A 21,155-nucleotide genomic window follows, 5' to 3' on the forward strand; every position below is an offset into this window, starting at 1 on the left:
GATATAAGTTACCCTGACTATTGAATATTAACAAATAGCATTTTTTTGTTATATAATTTATTTAAATTTGAATAATCATCGCTTATTTCAGGATTGAGCTGCTTCAGCTTTTTTATTAGCTGGTCAATGTTATTACTGTTTTCAGGATCTATTTTTATGCTATTATCTGTTTTGATATAGCGAGAAATAATATAACCTTTAATAGCATTCCACATATTTTCATTCATCATGAAAAATCTTGATTGTGGATTTATAAACTTAATATCTTTCTCTAATAAAGTCTCAATTTCTGGAGAATAAGCACTTATTTCAACTGACTTTAGTTCAACTTCTTGAAATAGTTGCTCTCGCACAGAAGTTTCATTATCTAAATTTCGTTTTGCTAATGATGCCTTAATCGCTTCATAGATTTCTTCTTCTGAAAGAATTTTAGTGGCACTATCTGTCAGTATTTTTTGTTTATAAAAATATAAGTCTTGAGACACTTTTATTTACCTCTTGCTTGCTTGATATAATCAACCAATGACTGTAAATTACCAACTTTTTCTAAATTTATCAAAAGTTTTTGAACGTGTTCACAGTCATAATATTTTATATCTACACTTGGATAATCATTTTGCAAATTTTGGAGGATGTTAATACTTTCAACATTAATATAATTAACTGGAAATACATAACGGTAGCCGCTTGGAAGATTTCCTCTATCCCAACGTTGTCTAAGTTTTTTAATTGATTGTTTTAAATAACCTGTATCAAAATCACCTTCCATATTGGTAGGAGAAGTTTTGCATTCATATATATAGTTACCAGTTTCAAAAAATTTTGATTCCATATTGTGAATAGCCGAATTTTATTATTGTTAAAGTATTTATTTTGAGACGGTGAGTAGAAGATTTAAGCTACTTTCGGATTGCTGCGAAAATGCGCTTTTACTTCATATTCTTTTCCTAACTTACTTTTGGCAACATACCCATCTATTGCAATAATCTTTCCTTCCATCAAACCTGTAATTAGTTGATCTGCCTTTTGAGATAAAGCTACAAAATCAGTTGCAGGCTCATTCTCACCCAAATTATCTACATAATCTATACCTGGCTTCATTTTAAACTGATTCATTAAATCCTTCAAAACTGATTTAAAGGTTAAATCAATAACTTTTCCTTTTTGAAAAGGATTCATTTGATGAAAATCAGGCAAAGACTCAAGAGCTTTAGATAGTGCATTTTTTACTTCACCAATTGAAAAAGTTAACATTCTGGTTAATTCTTATAAAAGTAGATGTTGGCTAACAAAAAGTTAACTTAACTATTAGTAAGAACACTTCAGTAATTACACTTGAATTTAGTCATGGCAAAGTATCTTTTACGCTACTAATTGTAACTCCCGAAATTACGCCCTTCATTCACGTAGCGTTTCACAGAAAAGGCATTGCACAACTCTTAAAATCAAAACTCATCTAGAAAAAACCTAAAAATATTGATAGGCTGAATTTAGATTTTCTCAATTTGCAAATTTTGAGGATTTTTCAGGATAAAATGATTATCTTGTTTGACTAAATCACCTGTGCCGCGAATTGGTAAACGCTCCTGATAGGTGAGATTGAGGGGATATTTAATATAGTTTTCATCCAGAATACCTCTAGATGTACATTTTAGTTGTACTTCTAGTCTAGGGGAAAAGATTTTACCTGTACCACCTCTACTGACTATTCCTAAATCTACGCTATCGTTATCAACTTCTGGTCTATATAAAGAATAACCTGCAACGGCAGCGATCGCTCTAATATAGCTAATGCTAAATTGTTCTTTTTGTTGGTTAATTATGCTTTGATAATGTGAGAAAAATTTTGATCCATAAATTAGAAAAGAGTTAACGAAAATTCAGGCTTTCGCGCTAATCACAAATTAAAACTTTGAATCAAATCATGAGTGAGAGTTGAAATTATGAATCATAACTAGAGAATGAGTTGAAAAAACACAATTGAACAAAACTTGCACAAAAAATCCCTGACAAAATTGTTCTAACTTAAACTTTCAATCCAAAATATGATTCAAATACCCATTTTATGGTTCAAAACTTTTATTTTAATAGATATTTGAGTAAAAATAAAATATTTCATTGAACAAGCGATCGCCCAACAACAGAGCGATCGCCTACTCAACTCGTAGCTGAATAATAATGATAATCAAGCCGAAGGATTGATACAAACGTCTCTCTTATCAGTCTTTTTATCCCCTATACACGATAATCATTATTAGTAAAAAAACTCGAATATTAAAAGTGAACTATAAACTGGATACTCATTCCTGAAGCATATCATGAGTTAAAATCTCAATTTTTAGTTCAAATCACAGTAATATCCATATTGTGTTGGATGGTCAGACTTTATCTTCAAGCAGATTATTACTGCACCGTTTCTCGCACCCGTAGCCTCACCCCAAACCCTCCCGGATACCTCTGCACCCCCTCCACCAATGGATAAACCTGCAAAAACCCAAGTTCCATCGGTTCGACTGCTAAACTCAAAATCGCTGACTTTAAATCTCCCCTCGCATCAGGAGGCGCTATCAGCGAAACCGATGCACCTTGCTTAAACGCTTCCTCCACCTGTTCTCGCCAATTGGGTTCATTCAGCCAAACTGTGCGATCGCCCACTTGCAAAATATCCAGTAAAATTTCTCTATCAGCATCGGCAATCACAACAAAGGGATTGTAAGAAGATAAGGCGCGAGAACGAATAATATTTCCCCTCGCCCACAACAGCCCATAAATCACTTGAAACCGCCAATAGGGATTAGGCTGCACTAAACCAAGATGCAACAATGCCTGATCCAACTGGTCATCGTTGCTGGCGACATAAGCAAACACCCGCGCATCAATTTCAATACCTAAACGCGCTTCTTCTTGATGCCACAAACGAATCAAATCCAGCAGTAGTTTATCGGTTTCTGAGGTACTTCCAGGACGCAAAACCCGTGCGTTAATTGCAGTCATCACCGGATGCGTTACCAAAATCCCCTTAGAGGACAGGACTTTGCGGAGGCGATCGCTTGCTTGTTTTAATTCACCATGTCCTTCGGCTAACCGCACATCAGCCATTGCATCGGCGACATCTGCACTGGTTTGGGTTAACTCCAATAACCGCGTCAGTTCCGAGTTCACAATCTCAAAATCTCCAGGTGACAACGCACTCCCCGCCAATCGGAAAAAATTCGCCGGATCAGCAGCATAGCGCCGCAAGATTTCCTCAATCACCCCACCGCCACCAATGGTAGATTCAGTTATCCAAATTTCCTCTACTCCCTCTGAAATAGCAGGTGCATCTGGTGGACGCGGGCCAGGATCGATATCTAAAATCAGGTCGCCCAAATCAAAGTGGGGACACAATTGCCCGCAAGCATCCAGCAGCGCCCCTCCCAAGGTCGCTTTAAAACGTAATGCTGCCCAAGAGTGCCACTCTTCATCAGGTTCTGACCAGAGAATCGGTGCAAGGTCATTTAATATAGTTTGGATGATGTCTGCGTTGGCAAGTGCCAGCAACCTATCATGTACCCTCTGCCGTCCCTGAATTTGTTCTGGTGCAGATTCCCCTTCTTCCAGTAGAGTTTCTTCGACGTTCAAGCTTTGAAAGATATTGTCCAGAACCCTTGCCATTTCTTGACCCATATTTTCACCCAAAAGCGCCTCAAAAGCTTCAGGTAGGGAGATTTGGTCTGCCAAGGCGCGGGCGGTGAGCATCGATATATATATTTGATAAAGCCATTCCCGTTGAAAGACATTTGTTAATTCACACAATCTGGCATCTATCAAGACCCGATATCGGAAATATGCCGTGCGAAACGCCCAAATCTTCTCTGGATTAGAATCGCTGGGACTGATGCTGAAATTAGGGGGAATACAAAAGCGAAATACTAGACCATCAACAGATTGGGCAAATCCTACAGCTGCTGGACTACCATCGTGTTTTTGGGTGAAGCAAATTGTCGTATCGAGTTCGTCACCTTTTTGAAAACGGATGTTAGCATGGGAGGCGATCGCAAACCGCCGCACTTCAAGGGGCGATTGTTGGATGTGGGTAAAGCAGCAAACTTCTGTAATAATTTTGCACCACGAGGAACCTTGGGGTAATTCGAGTTTAATACCGGAGTCGGGAGGAATTATTTGACTGCACCATTCTAATTGGGCATTAGAACGAACGGAAATGCTGGCAGGAACTTGTGTAAGATTGATTGCCCAAGGACGAATGCAGCGAATATCTACAATTTCTCCATTTTGCCAAAGTTGAAAAATTCCCGCTTCTTCAAATTCAGTACAGTAGTCTTCTATTGGTAAATTTTGTTCTCTTTCTTGCCAATTCGGGGGAGCAATCCAGTGAGTTGCATGGATGTGTTGTACCCCAAAACGACGACTAGCCCTGCCTGGTGTAAAGGTTTTCAGTGCTTGAATAATGGGCATGAGGTTAATATCTGGCTGGCTATTACGCAATTGGGGAGGTGTCGTAATCTTTACTTCTGGTAAGAGCAAGTCGCTAAATAAACTGGGGGGAACGAAATCGGGTAAGGGGTCGTTGGTTTGATAATCTTGATTTGATTCATTTAAATGTACTGAAAAGCGATACCAATTAGACTTTAAACGCCGCAGCAAAGTGGGAAGTACCACCATCATCAATGACCTTGGGGCTTCCCAGAGAATAGCTTCGACCTCATCTTTGCTCAAATTCAAGGCTGATTGCAGATATGCTGCCAATTCGAGTTGTCTTGTTTCTGTTTCGAGAATCTTTTCAATTAGTTCTATTTCTAATTGCTGGCGTTTTTTTGCGTATTCAGATGGGCTGGCAAAATCATACCAAACACTTCCTTTGATTGCTGCTAACTGGTGTCCTACCCAATCCATAAAAGCGAAAACCGCAGATGTGCGAATAACATAGCGGTTTTGGATGGGGAGCGAGCGCTTTTCTAAAACTGGGTTAAATAACATATCATAGCCTTGATAGACAATGCGATCGCGTCCGTAGTCAGAAAGCACTACCACTGTCCAAGGTCGCATAATTCGCCGTCGTCCAGCACGTCCTTTTCTTTGGAGAAATGAAGCCATATCTCGCGGTGATTTGTGCTGAATTACACCTCCAACCTCTGGGTCGTTGAATCCCACTTCTAGGGATGCAGTAGCAACAATTACATCGCTATTTGGGGTAACTCCAGTATCTTGGGAACTAGTGCGGCCAATACTTAAAGGCAATTCCAACCCATGACCAATTTCTTCACATAAAAGCCAAGATTGCCCAGCAACTAAGCGTTCGCTCCCCTCAGATGCACTATGCGATCGCAATGCTGCAAATGGCTGTCTTCCCCGCAGAGGACGACCCCAACTGTCGCATCCTTCGGCATCCAAAAGGTTATGAAATAAGCGGTTGGTTACATCTAAATCGTCAGTAAAAGCAAAAACACGGGAACCATAGAACCCTTGGCTGGGAGGGTCTTCAGATGGATCAAGGATGCGCCGTAGCAGCATCGAAGTTAGTATCGTTGTAGACAGTAAACTCGTTCCAGATACGGGGTCGCCTCTGAGAACTAATTGATATTCCGTGCCTTCCGCAACTTGATTTTCGCCGGGAGAAACTTCCTCGATAGAACCAGGATTTAAGCCTATCAGTTGGCTAAAAAACTCTGCTGCACTTTCTAATGTTGCCGAAAGACCCGTAAATTGGACTTTTGTGGCAATTATTTTCTGCCAACGTCGCAACAGGTAAGCAACCTGTGCCCCGTGAATACCCGTGTAAGTATGTACCTCATCAAGCAAAACTATCTGAGGCTTTTTCGCAGTTGCAATGCCGAATATATGACCGTAACGGGAGTCTCCCATAGACCGATTGAGCATTTCTGTGCTGGTAAAAACCAAGTCTGGGGGAGTTTTCGTCATGCGATCGCGTGTTAAAATTACTTCATCTTCTTGGATAACAGCACCGCAAGATAGCTTGAGACAAGAAAGTTGTTCTTTACCTGCTTCTAAATCAGCCCGTCGCCAAGATAGCGCACCCTCACATCTGGGACACCGCAGGTAAGGACAAGTAAACCCACCACTTTCAGCTTCCCATTTATCCTGTACCCGATCCAAAGTTGCGCTTCTGGGAGTTAAGCCAAAAAATGCACCAATAAGAATTTTACGCTTACCTTCTGCCTTGAGGACAGCATCAAGACGACGTGCTTCTTGATAGGTTTCAGAAAATTGGTCTTTGAGAAGTTCGTTACGGGGATAAATTGCCAGTCCCTTACTCCAATACTCATTCTTTTTCAACAACCCTGCAATATGCGCCAGTGCTGGTAAGTAAAAAGATAAAGTCTTCCCCGTTCCTGTCCCAGCACAGACAATCATCCCGCGACTTTTCGTGCTGTTTAAATCCCGCAGCATCCGGCTTGTAGCGCGTAGCTGAAAATCTGCAAGTTGAACCTCACCACGCAATGGCGAATTTAGTATAGCTGCAACAGCTTTTTTTCGTATTGGAGTTAATAGTTTATCTGCCTCTAGCTGTTTAATTACTGCTTCTGGCGTAATATATCTTTTGGGATAAATTCTCGGACGGATTTGTAAGCGATAATCAGCAACTAAGGTAGGAGATGTTTGCCAACTATTATTCGGGAACAGTTGGCGGAGACGGGCAAATAATCTCACCCCTTCCGCCATCCTGGTGCGAAAAAGGCGATCGCCTCTGAGGTTGAACTCAAACAACAATTTGCGATCAATGATTTGCTCTATAAAATCCCAAACATCCTCATCAATCTCACAATTATTTAGAAAATCGTCAGCAAGTTCTTTAATTTCATCTTCAGAAAATCCACCATCAATAATTCCCCACGTCAAAAGTTGAACTTCCTGGCGTTCCAACTTATCTAAAAATTCTCTAATTATTTTATCCCAGTTGGTAGTCACCCTTGCTCTGCCCTTACTTTATTTTAAATCAAGCGAATTCTTAAGGAATCAGAAATACCATGCTGATTAATCCAATCTTGAACTTCTGGAGTTAAAAGATTTAAAGGCGCTCCTTGATTTGCTGCTGCTCGAAGAAAATGCAATACAGCTTCAGGAACTTCATCAGAGCTAAGACTATTCCAATAATATTTTAATTGTTCAATTTTACGTTCATATACTGCAAACTCAGCATTGTTTTTCGGATAAATAACATTTTTTATTTCTCTATCTATAATCTGAATATCCCGAACTGTGTTTTTAAAAGCTTCTACTTTAGCCAGTAAATTGAGGATTTCATTGTTAGTGCTAGGCATTTGTCGATCCCGGTAGCTTTTCCATGCTTCGCTCAGTTGCTGTTCTAGAGTAGTTTTTAGGCTATCTATATTTGACTTTAAAATATTACCTTTAAAATTTTTATTGTCAAGAATCCACTCGGAATTATTTTGTAAATTATCCTCAACATTAATAACAAAACTTAAAATAGACTCTACTTTCTGAGTTAAATCAATATTGTTAATACCTCTTTGGCGAAAAGCTTTTAATGCTTCCACAAGTGGCTGAATAGTTGCAAGTGCATCAGCAATTTGCTTTTGCCTAGTTTGAATAGTTTTAAGATAACCTACAAAGTTTTGCAGAGATTTTCTACGTTGAGATAAATCAATTAGTTCTTGTGATTTTTCTAAGAGCATTTTGTATCACCTTTAATTTCATTCATAAGATTCCGTAAGTTAGCTAACCCCTCACAAATTTCTTCGTAACTAGATTCTCCTGTTGCACCATCAGGTTGCTCTAACTCTGCAATACGACTTTTGGCTTCAAGAATCGAAGCATCCAGAAAATTATTAGTATTATCGAGGAATTCTGAAGAATCAGTAATAATTTTTTGATAATCTTCACTCAAGTCTTGAAGTAATTTACCAACTTTACTTTCTGGGTTGTCTTTCTCAGCTTGTACGCGCTTCATTGTATCTTGATACTTGGTAATTGCGGTACGTCTAAATTTATTTAGTATGTCTTTCATTCCAACAAAGTCTTTTTTACCACGAAATACACCTTCACTTTGTGCTGAAATCATTGCAGCTTCGAGAGTTTTAATAACTTTCTCTTTATTAATTTCTTCTCCCAACTCAGATACTAGAGATTGATAAATATTAAACTGTCGTTCGTACTCTTCTTGAATAGCATTCTCTAGGAGTTCATCGACTTGTTGACGTACCTTTTGTAACTCTGGAAACTTATCGCGGACATCTTCAGGAATTTGCTCTTGAGGTTGCCAATATTTACGCACTTTTTCTAGAGGTTCAATAATTTGAATTGCATCAATAATTTGAAACGTTGAATAACTACCTTTCGTACAAGCAATTCGACTTTTAACAATATCTAATAATGCTTCTCTGTTTCTCTTGAGACTAAAAGTATCAAACAGCTTTTTCCAACTAGATGCACGAGTTGTATCATCGCTTTTATCTAAGTCGATAAACAAAGAATTAATCAAATTTTCGAGCGTATTAGTAGGATACCCCGCCATCGTGGCGCTAATCGCTAGTAATTCCACCGCAGCAGGTACGGGGTTCCAAGGTTCACCAGATTCGCGGGGATAAAGGCGAATTTTTTCGATGACGTACTGACTCCAGCATTCTAGATACTTTGCGTACATACGAAAATAGCGATCGCCATTTTCAAACTTCCAATTTCCATATTTATTGTACTTTAATATACCTTGAAATACGTATACAGTTTCTGTAAATTCCTTATCATCATCTGGATTGAGAGGAAGCGATAAAACAACCCCGGAATAACGTGTTCTCTTATGTTTCATTGGGTTATGGAACATGAGATTTTCTTGCTTAAGCAACTTACCACCACTACCGACGAAAGTACCCTTCAGCAGCATTTCAGTATCCCATTCAATTTTTTCGATAATAGCGGGGAAAAGCAACTGACGAATATTTTGTGCAAGCGTATCTGATAGTTGTCCTTCATTGTTCCAACTATCGAGTTTTTCAAGCTTTTCTTGTAGCGAAGTATCAATTTTATATTCCCCTGAAGGTTCTACAACCCTTGGTGTTATTGGATGAGGTTGGGGTGGAACAGGCGGAATTTTTATTGGTTTAGCCTTAACATCAAGCAGAGGTAAATTAAAAGCAGTATGAACTTCTGAGAATAAATTGCAAAGTTCATGACTATCATCCCACAGGTCTAAAAATATCTCTCGACGCTTTGAATTTTGTGGATCTTTGGCTTGAATATGTAACTTCACATCAGTACTCAATCTCATCTTCCCGAAGTGTTTTCCTAAAGTAACTGAAGGGAAACGCCCATTTTCAATATCATCAATAGAATTTTCCAAAGTGTATTTCAACACATCTCTAATTAAAATTCTGGGGTTAAATTCATCTGGATTTACTCTACTAAACATCTGTTCTAAAGCTTTAGAATTGAAAGGATAAAGACCCATTCCCTCAACATGACCAAAACCTGTATGACAAGCTTGGGAATGTTCGCATTCGTTACAAGCACTTTCTATTTCATCTCTATTTTGAGAATTAGCCCAGTTTTCAATGTCTTGTTCCTTTAAGCGAACAGCATTTAGATATCTAGCAACAAATACTTGAATATCATCCTGAGTAATTAAAGATTTCTCACCAACTGTATCAATATTAAGATTGACGCTGAAGGTAACGCGCTGTTGCACTGTATCAATCAAATTTTTAAAATAACCTGTAGTACAAGCTAATGCTGTACGCATAGCACATAATGGCTTATTTCCAGCTTGCTGAGGTCTTGCTAAAACTGCTTCCAATACTTCTCTATCAATACCTTGCAATTTAGCGAAATCTTCAATTAAAAGTACTAATTCAATATTTTTTTCTGCTAATGTCTCTCGTACTTCGCGCATTAATTGCTGCAAGTCTTCTCGACCAAAATTCAAAACTTGGGTGATAGCTTCATCTAAGTGATCATTTAACCAAATTACGGTGTGCTTCTTTATATCCTCATCATTTATTAATAAACTATAAAATTCTCGTGCCTTTTCTCCAGCTTTTTGAATATTTAAAATATTAAGAGGCAAATCTTCGATAGAAAACTCACGACGTTCATTAATATCTTCAATAGTATATTGATATCCCAGTGTATGAATTACTAAACGATGAATAATCTCTCCATCTCTTAATAAATGTTCTCGAAAGAAATCATCATATAGCAAAGCAGGTAAATTTTCGATTAAATATTCCTGAGTTTCCTCATCAGCAAGTTTAGCGCGTGTATGTTGTCCGTTAATACCAACTTGAAAAGCTAAATTGTTTAATAATTGTTCTCTTGCACCCTTATCTGTGAAAGTCCGGCTCGATTGATTTAAACGTTTGCGGTACTCATCTAATTTATCTGCCTCAAATTCTGCAATATTTAAAATCTTTTCAATTATATCTTTTAAATTTGTGCCAATTCTGGGAATTAGCAGCACTTTTCGTCTATCGGTTGATTTTATATTAGCTTGCAACCAACGAATCAGGTGAGATTTTCCCGTACCCGTCTCACCCAAAACAGGTACAAAGGCAAAATCGTTTTCACCTAAAAAATCTTTGAGAAACTGTGCTTCATCATATTCTTTTTGTGATAAAGCTTTAATAGAGTCCTGACGATACATTGCAATAGGATGATGTGTAGCCAAAAACAAATGATTTGCAGTTTGGGTTGCTTCCACATTCATCACCTGACGAATCATATCCAGTTTCCAACAGACAAACTTTTCAAAAGTCATGATTTTTCTCCTTTCCAAATAATGTGAGAAATTCGCCCATCATTATCAACTTGGTTATTGACTTTTGGTAAAATCATAAAGACTGAATCAGATTGTCTCTCAAGCTGAATCTCACCCTCATCGTGAAGTCGAAATAAGGCAAAAGCTGTACTTGTAGAAAGAAAATTAGTTTCGCGTGTGCCAATTTGTTCTTCTACCTCTTCTCGAAACTTTCCAGTTTCAAATAAAGGACATTGTTTGGCTAATCTATTAATAAAATCTTGGATTGTAATTTCTTGTTGTCCATTAAACAAAAGCTTGAGATTTCGTTTAATATAAGCTGTCGGATCGGGAACTGTGAGAGGTTTCCCTCCCAAAGTATGACCCCATGCAAAACCCAGGTAGCGCATCCAGTCATCCATTTGCACAAAGAGGCGACTGCTTGACATTTTCAAAAAATCGCCTGCTTTTTGGTTACTAATACGCTTTTCCACTTCTTCCCAAGTCCCAGGTGCATCGTAAATATCCTGTGCTAAATACCAAGCACAAACCCGACCAAAGTCTTCTTCATCTTCGTTATCAGATGTAAAAAAAAGGTAATTGAAAGTATCAGGTAATAGCTTGTCACCAAGCTGAGGATTTATTGCATCTTTTGGTAAAGTTTGATTAATTGTAACTTCTTCATTCTCTTCGATTAAAAGTTTGCATTTTATGCTTTCCCTAATAGCATCATTGAACATAGGATGAGAGGTTTTTTTGTCTTTTGATTTTTCTTCACTCGCTAAATGTTCGACTAATTTATCAGGAGATAATATTTTTTCTAATACGTCTCTCTTCTCCCTTTGTCCTTGAGCATGAAGTAAATATCTAAATATTCCCCGCATTCTACTGGGATGAGCCAAACCTGTTTTTAAAACACTCATATACTAACCTCGGTACAAAATACATCAAATTTAAAATATCTGCCTGAAAAAATATTAATTAATAGTCGGTCTTCTCTCTCTGGGTCTGGTGTATTTATAGGAAGTAAAATGATGCGCGTTCTGCTTAATGTACTGTAATTAGATAAATATTTTGCAGGTAAACGTATTCCTGGAGGATGAAAAATCAGAGTGGGTATTCGTGGCATTAGCACAGGTTCATAACTATCAAATAGAAAAATAAATGAGTTATGTATTTTACTACTTTCTTTCAAAAATTGATTATATTCTGGAGAAATTACAATATTATTCATCCCCTGTTCTATTAGCCACTTAAACAATTTTCGACCTCTTGACAACTTATTTAATTGTTCCAGCGAATCATAGAAAATAAGCAGAATTTTTTCACCTGCAAGCAACCTTTGGATTTCTTTACCCTGAATAAAATTGGGTTTTTGCCATACAGGTCTAGAAGCAGGCATTATTCCGGGAAAAGGTGTGACTCCATTTTTTCTACAAACAGGACAACCTCCACAAGCATGAGAAACTATCACGGGATTTCTGGGTTCTGGAGTGTGACGTGAGGGAATACTATACGCTTGTGCAAATATTTCTGAAATACAACGTTTAGCTTTTAAAGTTTCTTTCATCAGTTCAAGGTTTTTATAACTCCAGCTTTGGCGTTGATGGCGAACTGGTTCAACTTCAGATTCCCAAATAAATTTTTCTAAATGGCATTCATTGCGGATACGAATACTGCGAGAATTTCGGTATAAATCCCAAGCTGCTTGATAAGCTTGTTCAGATTCTGATTCAGAGTTTTTCTTCTGAGGAGGTTCTTCTGAGTCTATTTCAATTAGATTTGCTCGGTTCATCAAAGTTAACGTGCGAATATTCCAAGCCCTATTTTGGTCACTTTGCATATCAATATCTCCTTCTAGCAAAGAGGGAGGATTATTAATAGGCACACTATATTTACCGTCTTGCAGGGGTTCTTTTTTCGCAAACATACTTTCCCAACGCTGCAATCCTCTCTCAATAGTAATTGTCGATTTTTCGTTTAAACCACGAGCAACATTGAAGTCTTCAGTTGTATATAATGTTAGCGACATACAAGCTTTACCATCTCTTCCTCCCCGTCCAACTTCTTGATAGAAACGGTCAATGGTTTCGGGAATACAAACGTGAATTACTGCCCTGACATCTGATTGGTCAATACCTAATCCAAAGGCAGAAGTAGCAACAACTATATCAATCTTTCCTTCTCGCCATTTTTCAATTAGTTGCTCCCGTTGCTGAGTAGTAGATTTACCTGTCATCAGGTCACATCTTTTAAATCCAGCGCGGGTTAATTCTCGTTTCCAATTCTCGACATCTTTAACTTTAGTTCCGTAAATAATTAACGGGTGAGGAAGATGATAAACTGCCTCAAGTAGCCTTTTTTTTCTAACTTCTTCACTCTCACATCGCTTAAACCAATAAGCAGGCTCTGGTCGCAACTGTACAGCAGATATTACTTGTAAATCTTTCCCAAATAAGGTTTCCAGGGTGTCTAAACAAGATTCTGTTAATGTTGCTGTTAGTAATAAAGTTGTGAAGGAATTAAGACGCAGTAAATCTCTTCGCAAACCGGGAATTTCTTGAAATGCGGGACGAAAATCATCACCCCATTGCTCTACCATGTGCGCTTCATCGATAATAAAATACCGTAATATCCCTAGTTTGGCTGCTTCATACAGAGCAGGTGCTAGAGAATCCATTAAACTTTCAGGAGAGGTAAAAATTATCCTTTGGGTTCCGACGCGAATGCGATCGCGTATCCCTTCTCTTCTTTCTTTACCCTCTACAGAATCATCGCTATAATAGGCTGTGGCATGATGTACAGAAGATTTTGATTTTAATGCCCGTTCTTGGTCAATAGCCAATGCTGTAGTTGGCACAACTACCACGCTGACACCATTATTATTTCTGGAGTTCAGCAATGCAGGTAGTTGAGCGCAAAGGCTTTTTCCCGCACCCGTAGGTAAGTTTATTACTAAAGTTGAATTATCAGGAGCAGTCAAAACTGCACGAATTGCTTCACGCTGTCCGCTACTGCTGTATTTGTCTAACTTCATTAATTGCAAAAACGGGTCGCCGGAAACTGGTTCATAATTCCGTCGGTTTTCTTCTCTAAATAAAGGTGCATCTGGCGGATATTGGTCAGCTAGGTCAAGCCATTCTGGTTGCCAAGGACGGGCGCTGATGAGATAGTGTTCTTTATCTTCGCGCAGCACGGTTATGCTAGCCGACTCCCAAATACTGCGATTAGGAAAAGGAGGTTTGCAAGATACTAAAAGAGTCGTTGCAGAACTTCCACCCTGTTTTGCATCCTCGCGCCGCAATACATGACGCACTAGACTAACAAGATCCCCAGACCCAGGCGAGTTTTGCAGCGCATCCAACAAACGCCGATGACAAGGTTCTGAGACATTACTAATATCTTCAGGAATTTTACCTGTTTTAAGAATTTCCCGAAGTTCTGAGAAGGAGTCAATCATAAATCATCCTCCTCAGATTTAGCTGGAGGTCGCCCAGAAACGATAATAAAACCAACAGAATCAAGACGAATGCTAGGATGACGAATTCCTTCGATAATTACTTGGCTTAATGCCGTTTCGTTATTGAGTTCTTGCTCCAGTACCTTATTAGAAATACGCTCTTGGTTAGTAAGTCGGTTGAGACGCAAGCGCAATTGATCTAGTCTCTTACCTAACTTTTGTTTAGCACGGATGGCACTATTTTCACATAATGAAATAAATTCGGGACGCTGACTGAGTAATTCTAAAGACGTGCGACGCGCCTGATGGCAAAATTCTTGCCACCTGCTAGGCTCAATAAAATTATCAAGAATAGATAAACGACTTTTGGCTAAGTTGTAATCTCGATATTTACCGCCTTGGCCTTTATAAGGACGTTGCAGGATATTTAATAATGTTTCATCTTCAACCGCACACATTGGTTCATATCGTGCATCAATAAATACACTTTCTACAATGGGCGGGAATAACCCATCTACGCGTCTTTGCAAAGTTTTATCTTTTATGGTATTTTTGTAATTCGTTAAATTTGTTTCAATAACGTAATTAAATCGTAAACCATACCACTCTTCACCTTCCCCAAAATCCCAAGTTTCTGCAACTCGCCACATAGCAAAGGCTTGACCCCGGTCGTCCCAATGGATATAAGATGATAGTGCTTCTACAAATTTTTCACCAATGCGGTAGAGTTTTGCACCAAGCTGTTGATTTGCTACCCTACGGTTAAAAGTCCCAAATTCTTCTAAAACCCCTGCAAAATTGCTGCTTAAATCGTTTGCTGGAATTAATGTATTTCCGGTAGGTTTATAACGCTTAAGTGTCGAAAAATTAGGATTAGTGATTGGCTGAAATCTCAATGCATCACAAATCCAATCTTCAGTTACTTGCTGGATTTCTTGATGACGGGCATCATAATCGTCTAAAGCTTGAAAATATTGGGTAGCGTTCTCATCCAGAGCATCAATTTCATCTAGGGCATTTTGTTCGTTAATTTTTATTTGCTCTTGCTGAATTTCTTTTTGAATGACTTCTATGTTTTCTAATAGTCCATTTGCACCCGATTTAAACAAAATTTCTGCTAACAAGGGTAATTTCTCATCAACATAGAATTGGAGGCTGGCAATAGATTGCCCAAAGATATTAAACCCTTCTTTCAATAAGCGATACCATGCATCATAGAGACTATCGGGTAAGTCTACGCCAGCAAATACTGTAAACTCAACTTTCAATAAACGACCAATCCGGTCTATCCTACCAATTCTTTGTTCTAGGCGATTTGGCGACCAAGGCAAGTCAAAACATATCATGTAGTTGGTAAATTGTAAGTTACGACCTTCTTCGCCAGAGGAGTCGCAAACTAAAATAAAGCATTTGGAGTCTTTTTTAAACCGATTTAAGTTCTCCTCCACTTGAGACCTAGTTTGTCCAACTTGGTGACTGACGATAGTTCCCTCACCAAAACGATCGCTCAAGTAACGGACAATTTCGGCACAAGTTTGTACAAAACTCGTAAATATAACAATTTTGGGCAGACTGTCTCCCGGTATCGGTCTTTTTAGCCGTTGTTGAACCTCTGCAAGTAATTTAGGGAGGTTAAATTTCAAGGATTGTACTTTTAAAGGTTCGCAGAGTTGATAGAGGATGACTGTCTTGAGTAATTCAAGGCGATCGCCATCCTCTGACGGTTGTTCTATAATTTGCAGTAGGCTTTGCAAAATATTTGCTTCCCCGTTAGCAAATTTAGGAGTTTCAGTCAGGATGCGAACACTATCAGCACCAAACTCCTGAATTAATTCCGCAGTGGACACACCACTTAAACGTGCTTGAATTACCTGTTTTAAAATACCCAGCCAAGTACCAGAAGCACGGAAAAACAATAGAAAAATGTGGTGATATTGTTTGTCATCAGGAGCTACTTCACGCCACTCCTCAATTAGTTCGTGGATGTCAGGCGATCGCTCATCTAAATCGTACTCGGTTCTCAGTGTAATATTACGGTCAAAAATTACATCTTCTACGGAAGCGCGACGATTGCGAAGCATCCGGCGGTGAAGTCTGTAGGTATCGCTAATATGAATACGAATTGCCCTGACAATTTCAACTATATCGCTAGCTTTTGCTTGTAAACTATTTTCTAGATTGTCTGCCAATTCCAGTAAATACTTGTCTTCAGGAAACAGGTTACGGAGATTTTTGAGATTAGTTTTCAGGACAAAGGGGTTTGCACCTTCTTTAAAGGACAGGAGAATTCGACCAATCTCTTGGCGTTTTACTACCCTTTCACGAAAACCTGCTAAGTCATCAAGTTGATAGGTTGCAGGATCGAGCAGATGCAGCATTGCTAGAAAATCTTGCTCGTGGTTGAGAACCGGGGTAGCCGATAATAGAAGCAGGCGATCGCTTTTATGAGCAATATTTTTGCAAGTCTCAAAACGCTGGCGCACTGTTGCATCGTTAGAGGTTGCCATTGCCGCGATGTGGTGTGCTTCATCTAAAATTAGCAAGCCAATATTCGCTTTCGGGTTGATTTTGTGAATATCCTCAACAGAAAGCACTGCTAGCCGTTTGGGAAAGTGGGAGATGTAAAACTTGTTTTCTAATTCCTGCTGCCATTGTTGGAGTAAATATTGCGGAACTAGCACTACCGCACGTCCAGAAGGTTCATCTAATAAATATTGACGAAGAATAGCACCAGCTTCGATGGTTTTTCCCAGTCCAACTTCATCCGCTAATAAATATCGTTGAATCGGGTCTTCAAGTACACGACGGACAACTTCAACTTGATGTGGATAAAGTTTAATATTGGCAGAAATTAATCCCGTCATTCCCCGACTGACAGCGCGTTGTAAAATTAAGCATTTAACAAAAGCAAAGCGTCTATCGTGGAAATAGGGCGTTTCTTGCCCCTTCATCGCTAAAGTGTCGATGGGGTCTGTATTTGGGAGATTACAACGAACGTAAATGTCTTCTTCAGTAGCGATCGCAGTTTTCTTATCTGGTAAATCAATTTGATACATTTCTGTATCTTCATCCCAGATGAAAACTCTGCCAACTATCCATTTATCCTGAGTTTGGTACTTAATATAGCATCGAGCCTGGGGTTCAAGTCTGACTTCAGAGAGCGAACTTAAAGGTAAAGTTTTTTGAAGACGTTGCCCTATAGAACAAAAATACTCAACATTTGCATTGGCATCAGATATATCAATGACCTTCCCTATGCCCAAGCTGTTGTTTCGGGAACCTACCAACGAACCAAGTGTTATCATACTCCAAGTCCACTAAGTACGTTAGCATTAACCTTCCCGTAGCACGCACATAGCGTATTGTATCCGTGTGCTATTCGCTTCTTCCAAGATAGCTTCTCTAACAGAGAGACACCGTTAACGCGGAGCCTAGCATAATCTAAACTTAAGCAACAGCATAACTCTAGGTGTCCTACCACAGTGGTAAAAGGTAAGTCACAAACTAACTTGTCAGCATGTATTTTCCAAATTGCTAATTTTTGCAGCTTGGTGTGTAATAAAGCAATTTGCATCACTATAAATTTACCAGTAGTACACCCAGAGGGTAGATAAGTATATATTTATTATGCTTTCCTTAAAAATAAAAACCAATGATTTATTGTTAGAAACACAGAAATCAGTAGAAGTACTGGATCAACAACAGCTAGCAGCTAGATTACAACTTCTTGGAAACCATTCCTATTGCGAAACTTGCTGTCATATCAATACGGTTCGGTTAAGCCAAAAACCAGATAAGGGCTTCCAAGGAATAAATTACTCAACAAAAATCAAGAGTCAAATTTAGACAATAATGATAATCATTATGGGGAAGTAAAGCAACCTTAGCAGGTATAGAAAAAATTCGTAGGTCTTATCAGGCAATCTGTTTGTATAACGACACTGTAGCGACTGGGGAGGGCGATCGCTTGGCAATTACTAACCAAGCACTCAGAGATTTATCGGGCTGTAACGGCTTGCTGGTACGCGATTGGATTGAGGCTCACAAGGATGAGGTGATTAGCCATAATGCTAAGTTCGGCATGGACAACAAGAAAGACCCCAGTAATCCAGCCAGCTATGCCAACAAGGGAAAGGACACAGATAAAATTCTCTTGCTGATCAATGAAGAATTTTTAAGTGGGGAAGGCTTTAAGTCAGGGAGAAATTAAAACAATTCGCAATTCGCAATTACGTTTTGGGACGGGGATTTAAACCCCCACCCAAAACGGGCTGCCTTTGTTAGGCTCTTTACTTAAACCCCCAAAGTTCGTTAAAGCTATTTTTTCCCTTACAAACTAATTACATAATCACCACTAAGTTTATGTAATTAGTGGATTTTAAATAACAAAATTGTATACCAAACTACATTTTCTTCAGACTATGCCACAACTTAGCTTGGACTATCCCTAGACTATGCCAGAACTTAGCGCTCTTAATCAGTTTTTTCAAGAAAGCAAGTTCAATAGACTATGCTTGGACTATCCCTAGACTATGCCAAAACTTAGCGCTCTTAATCACTATTTTTTGCCCTCAACAATTCTTCGCTTAGAGAATAACATAACCATACTCACTATGGTTTCATGCCCTGCGGGTGGCTGCACCATCTCTCGCTGCGCTCGTGACATGAAACCGCCGTTCGCTTGGAGGTTTTTTTGTACTACAATGCACTGCATTTGTAGCATAAATCTTTGATGTCGCCACTAACAATTCTCAGAATTGAGAAACTAAAAACATTCGGCAATGTTGCCGCAAGTGATGACCATGTTACCAGGAATAGAGAAACACCCAACGCAGATCCAACTAGAGATAATAGACGGTTGATTGGGGGAGAAGACTCACGCGACTTTTAGCAGCGATCGCTCTTGTAACGGGCGGTTACGCCATGTATATAGAGGGCGTGACTGCGGTATCAGAATTTGATACAAAATACGGCTATTCTCAGTGGTGACTACCAAAAACCGTATAAAAACCAGCATTGCCAAGCTAGTACAGAAATGAAGTGGTTGCCCGTAGCCAAGCCAAGAATTGAGATTGGGGATTTGGGGTTTGGTAGTTATGGTTTGGTAGTTACGATGAATTTGGTAGTCATGATGATTAATATCTATTTATATAGAGGGCGTGACTACGGTATCAGAACTTGATACAAAATGCCGCTCTTCTCAGTGGTGACTACCAAGTATTGTATAAAAGCTAGCATCAGTAAGTTGCTAGAGAATTAATTGGGATAAAGCGATCGCTTCGGGAATTAAGCATACGGGGAAGAAAGTGGTTCGGCTAGCAAGAACCGCAGGCATCGCGGACATTCATTGTCTAAGGCATTCTTCTACTGCTGGGAGCAAAATCAAGAGCGGTGGCTTTAAGGTCTGAAGGGGTGAGGCAAGCGATCGCGCTGTGGTCAATTAGAGGCAGAGAAATTAGGCAGTCAGGATGATCGCCTTTGCAAGCTACGCCCGTAGTCACGCTAAGAATTGAGATTGGGGATTTGGGTTTTGGTAGTCATGGTTTGGTAGTTACGATGAATTTGGTAGTCATGATGGTTAATATCTATTTATATAGAGGGCGTGACTACGGTATCAGAACTTGATACAAAATGCCGTTATTCTCAGTGGTGACTACCAAAAACTGTATAAAACCCAGCATTAGCAAAGCAGTACAAACTTGAGATGGTGGCGCGGCTATGCCAGTGAAAAGACGCGACAACGTAGTTGTAAGTCTTGGGCATTGGGTATGGTATGGGGTGAAGCGCTTGCTCCCTTAGCGATCGGCTACGGTGGCGGGTAAGCTGGGAGCTAGCCAGAAGAAAATAATAAAGCATAACTACTGGAGCGATCGCTATCGTAAAACAGGAGACGTGGCAACGCAGTTGCCAGTCCAGTCCACCACACCACAGATGTCAATAACCGCGCTGACGATTCTGTGCAATGGCGTAACCGCCCTCTGTCTTGCGATCGCTAATCATAGATTTGTTCCAGCCAGTTACTCAAATTGCTACTAAAAACCCAATGAATGAATTTTGGGTAAGGGCTGGACGCGATGATTTTCTCTAAGAATTTTGAGGAGCGTAGCTTGCTGCCAACTCTTGGAGACGTTGCGCGTAGCTTGCTTCCACGAAGTGGTACGGCATCGCTTTCTCTAAGAAATTTTGCTGGCTGTCAAAGAATAGTCACAACCTGTTATCGCTTTCAAAACTTGTTATTACAAATGTCTAACCAATAGATGCGGTATGGAGGCGTAGCTTGCCTCTACTAGCGCGGCTACAGAAGTTATGCCCTAAAATTTTAAATAGGCATAACCACTATAACTGCCATGACAGACCGCATCGACCAAATCATAGAGAAGCTTCAACAATTAAAGGAAATCAGGCAGCATCTGGTCAATGAACCAATGTCTGAATCTGGGGTCTGGATTCATCAGTATGAGGTACGCAAAAAATATAAAAAAGATGGTGAAATCTACTGGTATGTATACGCAAAATGGCAAGCTAATGAGCCAATTTTCAAGAGAAACCCAAAAGCTAGGCTAAAAGGGATTGTCAAGCGCGGCAAGAACCCAGACTATACCTGTCACCAACACATAGGCAGGGTCAGCAGTAGCACAGGGCTAGGAACTGATTCAGAGGTCGCGATCGCATATCAAGAGTGGGAAAATCGCAAGCGGTTAGACGCGCTTGATAAAGCACTTGATGAGATAGAAAACGCGCTTATAGAAGTTATGCCAGACCAAAATAACAAAGCATAACTATTGTGGGGCATAGCAGGAGACGCGGCAAAGCCGCCGTCGCCAGTCATAACCACCCATCACGCCGCCTGAACGCCGAATACCTGATAACCGCGCTGGCAATTGGGAGAGCGATCGCAGAAGGGAGACGCGGCAACACAGTTGCCAGTCAAAAACCACCAACGTCACCACCGCGAACGCGGCAAAATCAATAACTTGTTATTATATA

18 protein-coding genes are annotated in these 21,155 nt (G+C 39.6%); 6 read left to right on the plus strand and 12 right to left on the minus strand.

All coding sequences use genetic code 11. The features are described from left to right. Window positions 1-17: 17 nt before the first annotated feature. The 10 genes from FD724_RS38135 to dpdE all read right to left on the minus strand — a co-directional run bounded on the left by FD724_RS38135 (window position 18) and on the right by dpdE (window position 17,473). Window positions 18-485, minus strand: coding sequence for a hypothetical protein (locus FD724_RS38135; protein WP_179076774.1), 468 nt, complete (start codon window positions 483-485; stop codon window positions 18-20). Between the two features lie 2 nt (window positions 486-487). After that, complete coding sequence (locus tag FD724_RS38140) at window positions 488-832, minus strand: hypothetical protein (RefSeq protein ID WP_179076775.1); 345 nt, start codon at window positions 830-832, stop codon at window positions 488-490. 62 nt (window positions 833-894) lie between these two features. Beyond that, window positions 895-1,254, minus strand: a complete 360-nt coding sequence (locus FD724_RS38145) for a hypothetical protein (RefSeq protein ID WP_179076776.1) — start codon at window positions 1,252-1,254, stop codon at window positions 895-897. A 236-nt stretch (window positions 1,255-1,490) separates the two neighbouring features. Beyond that, the gene (locus tag FD724_RS38150) at window positions 1,491-1,880 is read right to left on the minus strand and encodes a DUF4365 domain-containing protein (protein WP_306297130.1); all 390 of its coding nucleotides are present in this window, start codon (window positions 1,878-1,880) and stop codon (window positions 1,491-1,493) included. A 523-nt stretch (window positions 1,881-2,403) separates the two neighbouring features. Beyond that, window positions 2,404-6,927, minus strand: a complete 4,524-nt coding sequence (dpdJ, locus tag FD724_RS38155) for a protein DpdJ (protein ID WP_179076777.1) — start codon at window positions 6,925-6,927, stop codon at window positions 2,404-2,406. 23 nt (window positions 6,928-6,950) lie between these two features. Further along, window positions 6,951-7,655: a hypothetical protein gene (locus FD724_RS38160; RefSeq protein ID WP_179076778.1), complete on the minus strand. Its 705-nt coding sequence runs from the start codon at window positions 7,653-7,655 to the stop codon at window positions 6,951-6,953. After that, window positions 7,646-10,729 (minus strand): protein DpdH, encoded by a 3,084-nt coding sequence (dpdH, locus tag FD724_RS38165; protein ID WP_179076779.1) that lies wholly within the window; start codon window positions 10,727-10,729, stop codon window positions 7,646-7,648. The genes FD724_RS38160 and dpdH overlap by 10 nt, the downstream gene beginning before the upstream one ends. Next, on the minus strand, window positions 10,726-11,631 hold the full coding sequence (gene dpdG, locus FD724_RS38170; protein ID WP_179076780.1) for a protein DpdG: 906 nt from the start codon (window positions 11,629-11,631) through the stop codon (window positions 10,726-10,728). The genes dpdH and dpdG overlap by 4 nt, the downstream gene beginning before the upstream one ends. Next, window positions 11,628-14,168 carry a protein DpdF gene (dpdF, locus tag FD724_RS38175; RefSeq protein WP_179076781.1) on the minus strand — a complete coding sequence of 847 codons (2,541 nt, stop codon included), beginning with the start codon at window positions 14,166-14,168 and terminating at the stop codon, window positions 11,628-11,630. The genes dpdG and dpdF overlap by 4 nt, the downstream gene beginning before the upstream one ends. After that, window positions 14,165-17,473 carry a protein DpdE gene (dpdE, locus tag FD724_RS38180; protein WP_179076782.1) on the minus strand — a complete coding sequence of 1,103 codons (3,309 nt, stop codon included), beginning with the start codon at window positions 17,471-17,473 and terminating at the stop codon, window positions 14,165-14,167. The genes dpdF and dpdE overlap by 4 nt, the downstream gene beginning before the upstream one ends. Window positions 17,474-18,096: 623 nt before the next feature. Between dpdE and FD724_RS38185 the strand changes: the two genes are divergently transcribed. The 3 genes from FD724_RS38185 (at window position 18,097) to FD724_RS38195 (ending at window position 19,350) form a co-directional block, all read left to right on the plus strand. After that, entirely contained in the window at window positions 18,097-18,378 is a 282-nt protein-coding gene (locus FD724_RS38185) for a hypothetical protein (protein WP_179076783.1), read from the plus strand. A 522-nt stretch (window positions 18,379-18,900) separates the two neighbouring features. Then, window positions 18,901-19,059 (plus strand): hypothetical protein, encoded by a 159-nt coding sequence (locus tag FD724_RS38190; protein ID WP_179076740.1) that lies wholly within the window; start codon window positions 18,901-18,903, stop codon window positions 19,057-19,059. A 66-nt stretch (window positions 19,060-19,125) separates the two neighbouring features. Continuing rightward, window positions 19,126-19,350, plus strand: coding sequence for a hypothetical protein (locus FD724_RS38195; RefSeq protein ID WP_179076784.1), 225 nt, complete (start codon window positions 19,126-19,128; stop codon window positions 19,348-19,350). A 169-nt stretch (window positions 19,351-19,519) separates the two neighbouring features. On the opposite strand, the gene FD724_RS38200 is transcribed toward FD724_RS38195, so the two are convergent. Next, on the minus strand, window positions 19,520-19,669 hold the full coding sequence (locus tag FD724_RS38200; RefSeq protein WP_179076785.1) for a hypothetical protein: 150 nt from the start codon (window positions 19,667-19,669) through the stop codon (window positions 19,520-19,522). A 198-nt stretch (window positions 19,670-19,867) separates the two neighbouring features. On the opposite strand from FD724_RS38200, the gene FD724_RS41500 reads away from it, so the two are divergent. The 3 genes from FD724_RS41500 to FD724_RS38210 all read left to right on the plus strand — a co-directional run bounded on the left by FD724_RS41500 (window position 19,868) and on the right by FD724_RS38210 (window position 20,947). After that, entirely contained in the window at window positions 19,868-19,990 is a 123-nt protein-coding gene (locus tag FD724_RS41500; protein ID WP_256874773.1) for a hypothetical protein, read from the plus strand. Further along, a complete protein-coding gene (locus tag FD724_RS38205) occupies window positions 19,980-20,204 on the plus strand; it encodes a hypothetical protein (protein WP_179076786.1) in 225 nt (74 codons plus the stop codon). Before FD724_RS41500 ends, FD724_RS38205 begins: the two co-directional genes overlap by 11 nt. A gap of 311 nt (window positions 20,205-20,515) precedes the next feature. Beyond that, window positions 20,516-20,947, plus strand: coding sequence for a hypothetical protein (locus tag FD724_RS38210; protein WP_179076787.1), 432 nt, complete (start codon window positions 20,516-20,518; stop codon window positions 20,945-20,947). Here the strand turns inward: FD724_RS38210 and FD724_RS38215 are convergent, their stop codons facing one another. Beyond that, complete coding sequence (locus FD724_RS38215) at window positions 20,948-21,106, minus strand: hypothetical protein (RefSeq protein ID WP_179076788.1); 159 nt, start codon at window positions 21,104-21,106, stop codon at window positions 20,948-20,950. Window positions 21,107-21,155 lie beyond the last annotated feature (49 nt).

It is taken from the genome of Nostoc sp. C057 (assembly GCF_013393925.1).
GTDB lineage: Bacteria > Cyanobacteriota > Cyanobacteriia > Cyanobacteriales > Nostocaceae > Nostoc > Nostoc muscorum_A.

Coding starts and splice junctions, on each gene's coding strand:
- FD724_RS38140 (WP_179076775.1), bottom strand. CDS start 832: ATGGAATCAAAATTTTTTGAAACTGGTAACTATATATATGAATGCAAA.
- FD724_RS38145 (WP_179076776.1), bottom strand. CDS start 1,254: ATGTTAACTTTTTCAATTGGTGAAGTAAAAAATGCACTATCTAAAGCT.
- FD724_RS38160 (WP_179076778.1), bottom strand. CDS start 7,655: ATGCTCTTAGAAAAATCACAAGAACTAATTGATTTATCTCAACGTAGA.
- dpdH (WP_179076779.1), bottom strand. CDS start 10,729: ATGACTTTTGAAAAGTTTGTCTGTTGGAAACTGGATATGATTCGTCAG.
- dpdG (WP_179076780.1), bottom strand. CDS start 11,631: ATGAGTGTTTTAAAAACAGGTTTGGCTCATCCCAGTAGAATGCGGGGA.
- dpdF (WP_179076781.1), bottom strand. CDS start 14,168: ATGATTGACTCCTTCTCAGAACTTCGGGAAATTCTTAAAACAGGTAAA.
- dpdE (WP_179076782.1), bottom strand. CDS start 17,473: ATGATAACACTTGGTTCGTTGGTAGGTTCCCGAAACAACAGCTTGGGC.
- FD724_RS38190 (WP_179076740.1), top strand. CDS start 18,901: ATGTCGCCACTAACAATTCTCAGAATTGAGAAACTAAAAACATTCGGC.
- FD724_RS38210 (WP_179076787.1), top strand. CDS start 20,516: ATGACAGACCGCATCGACCAAATCATAGAGAAGCTTCAACAATTAAAG.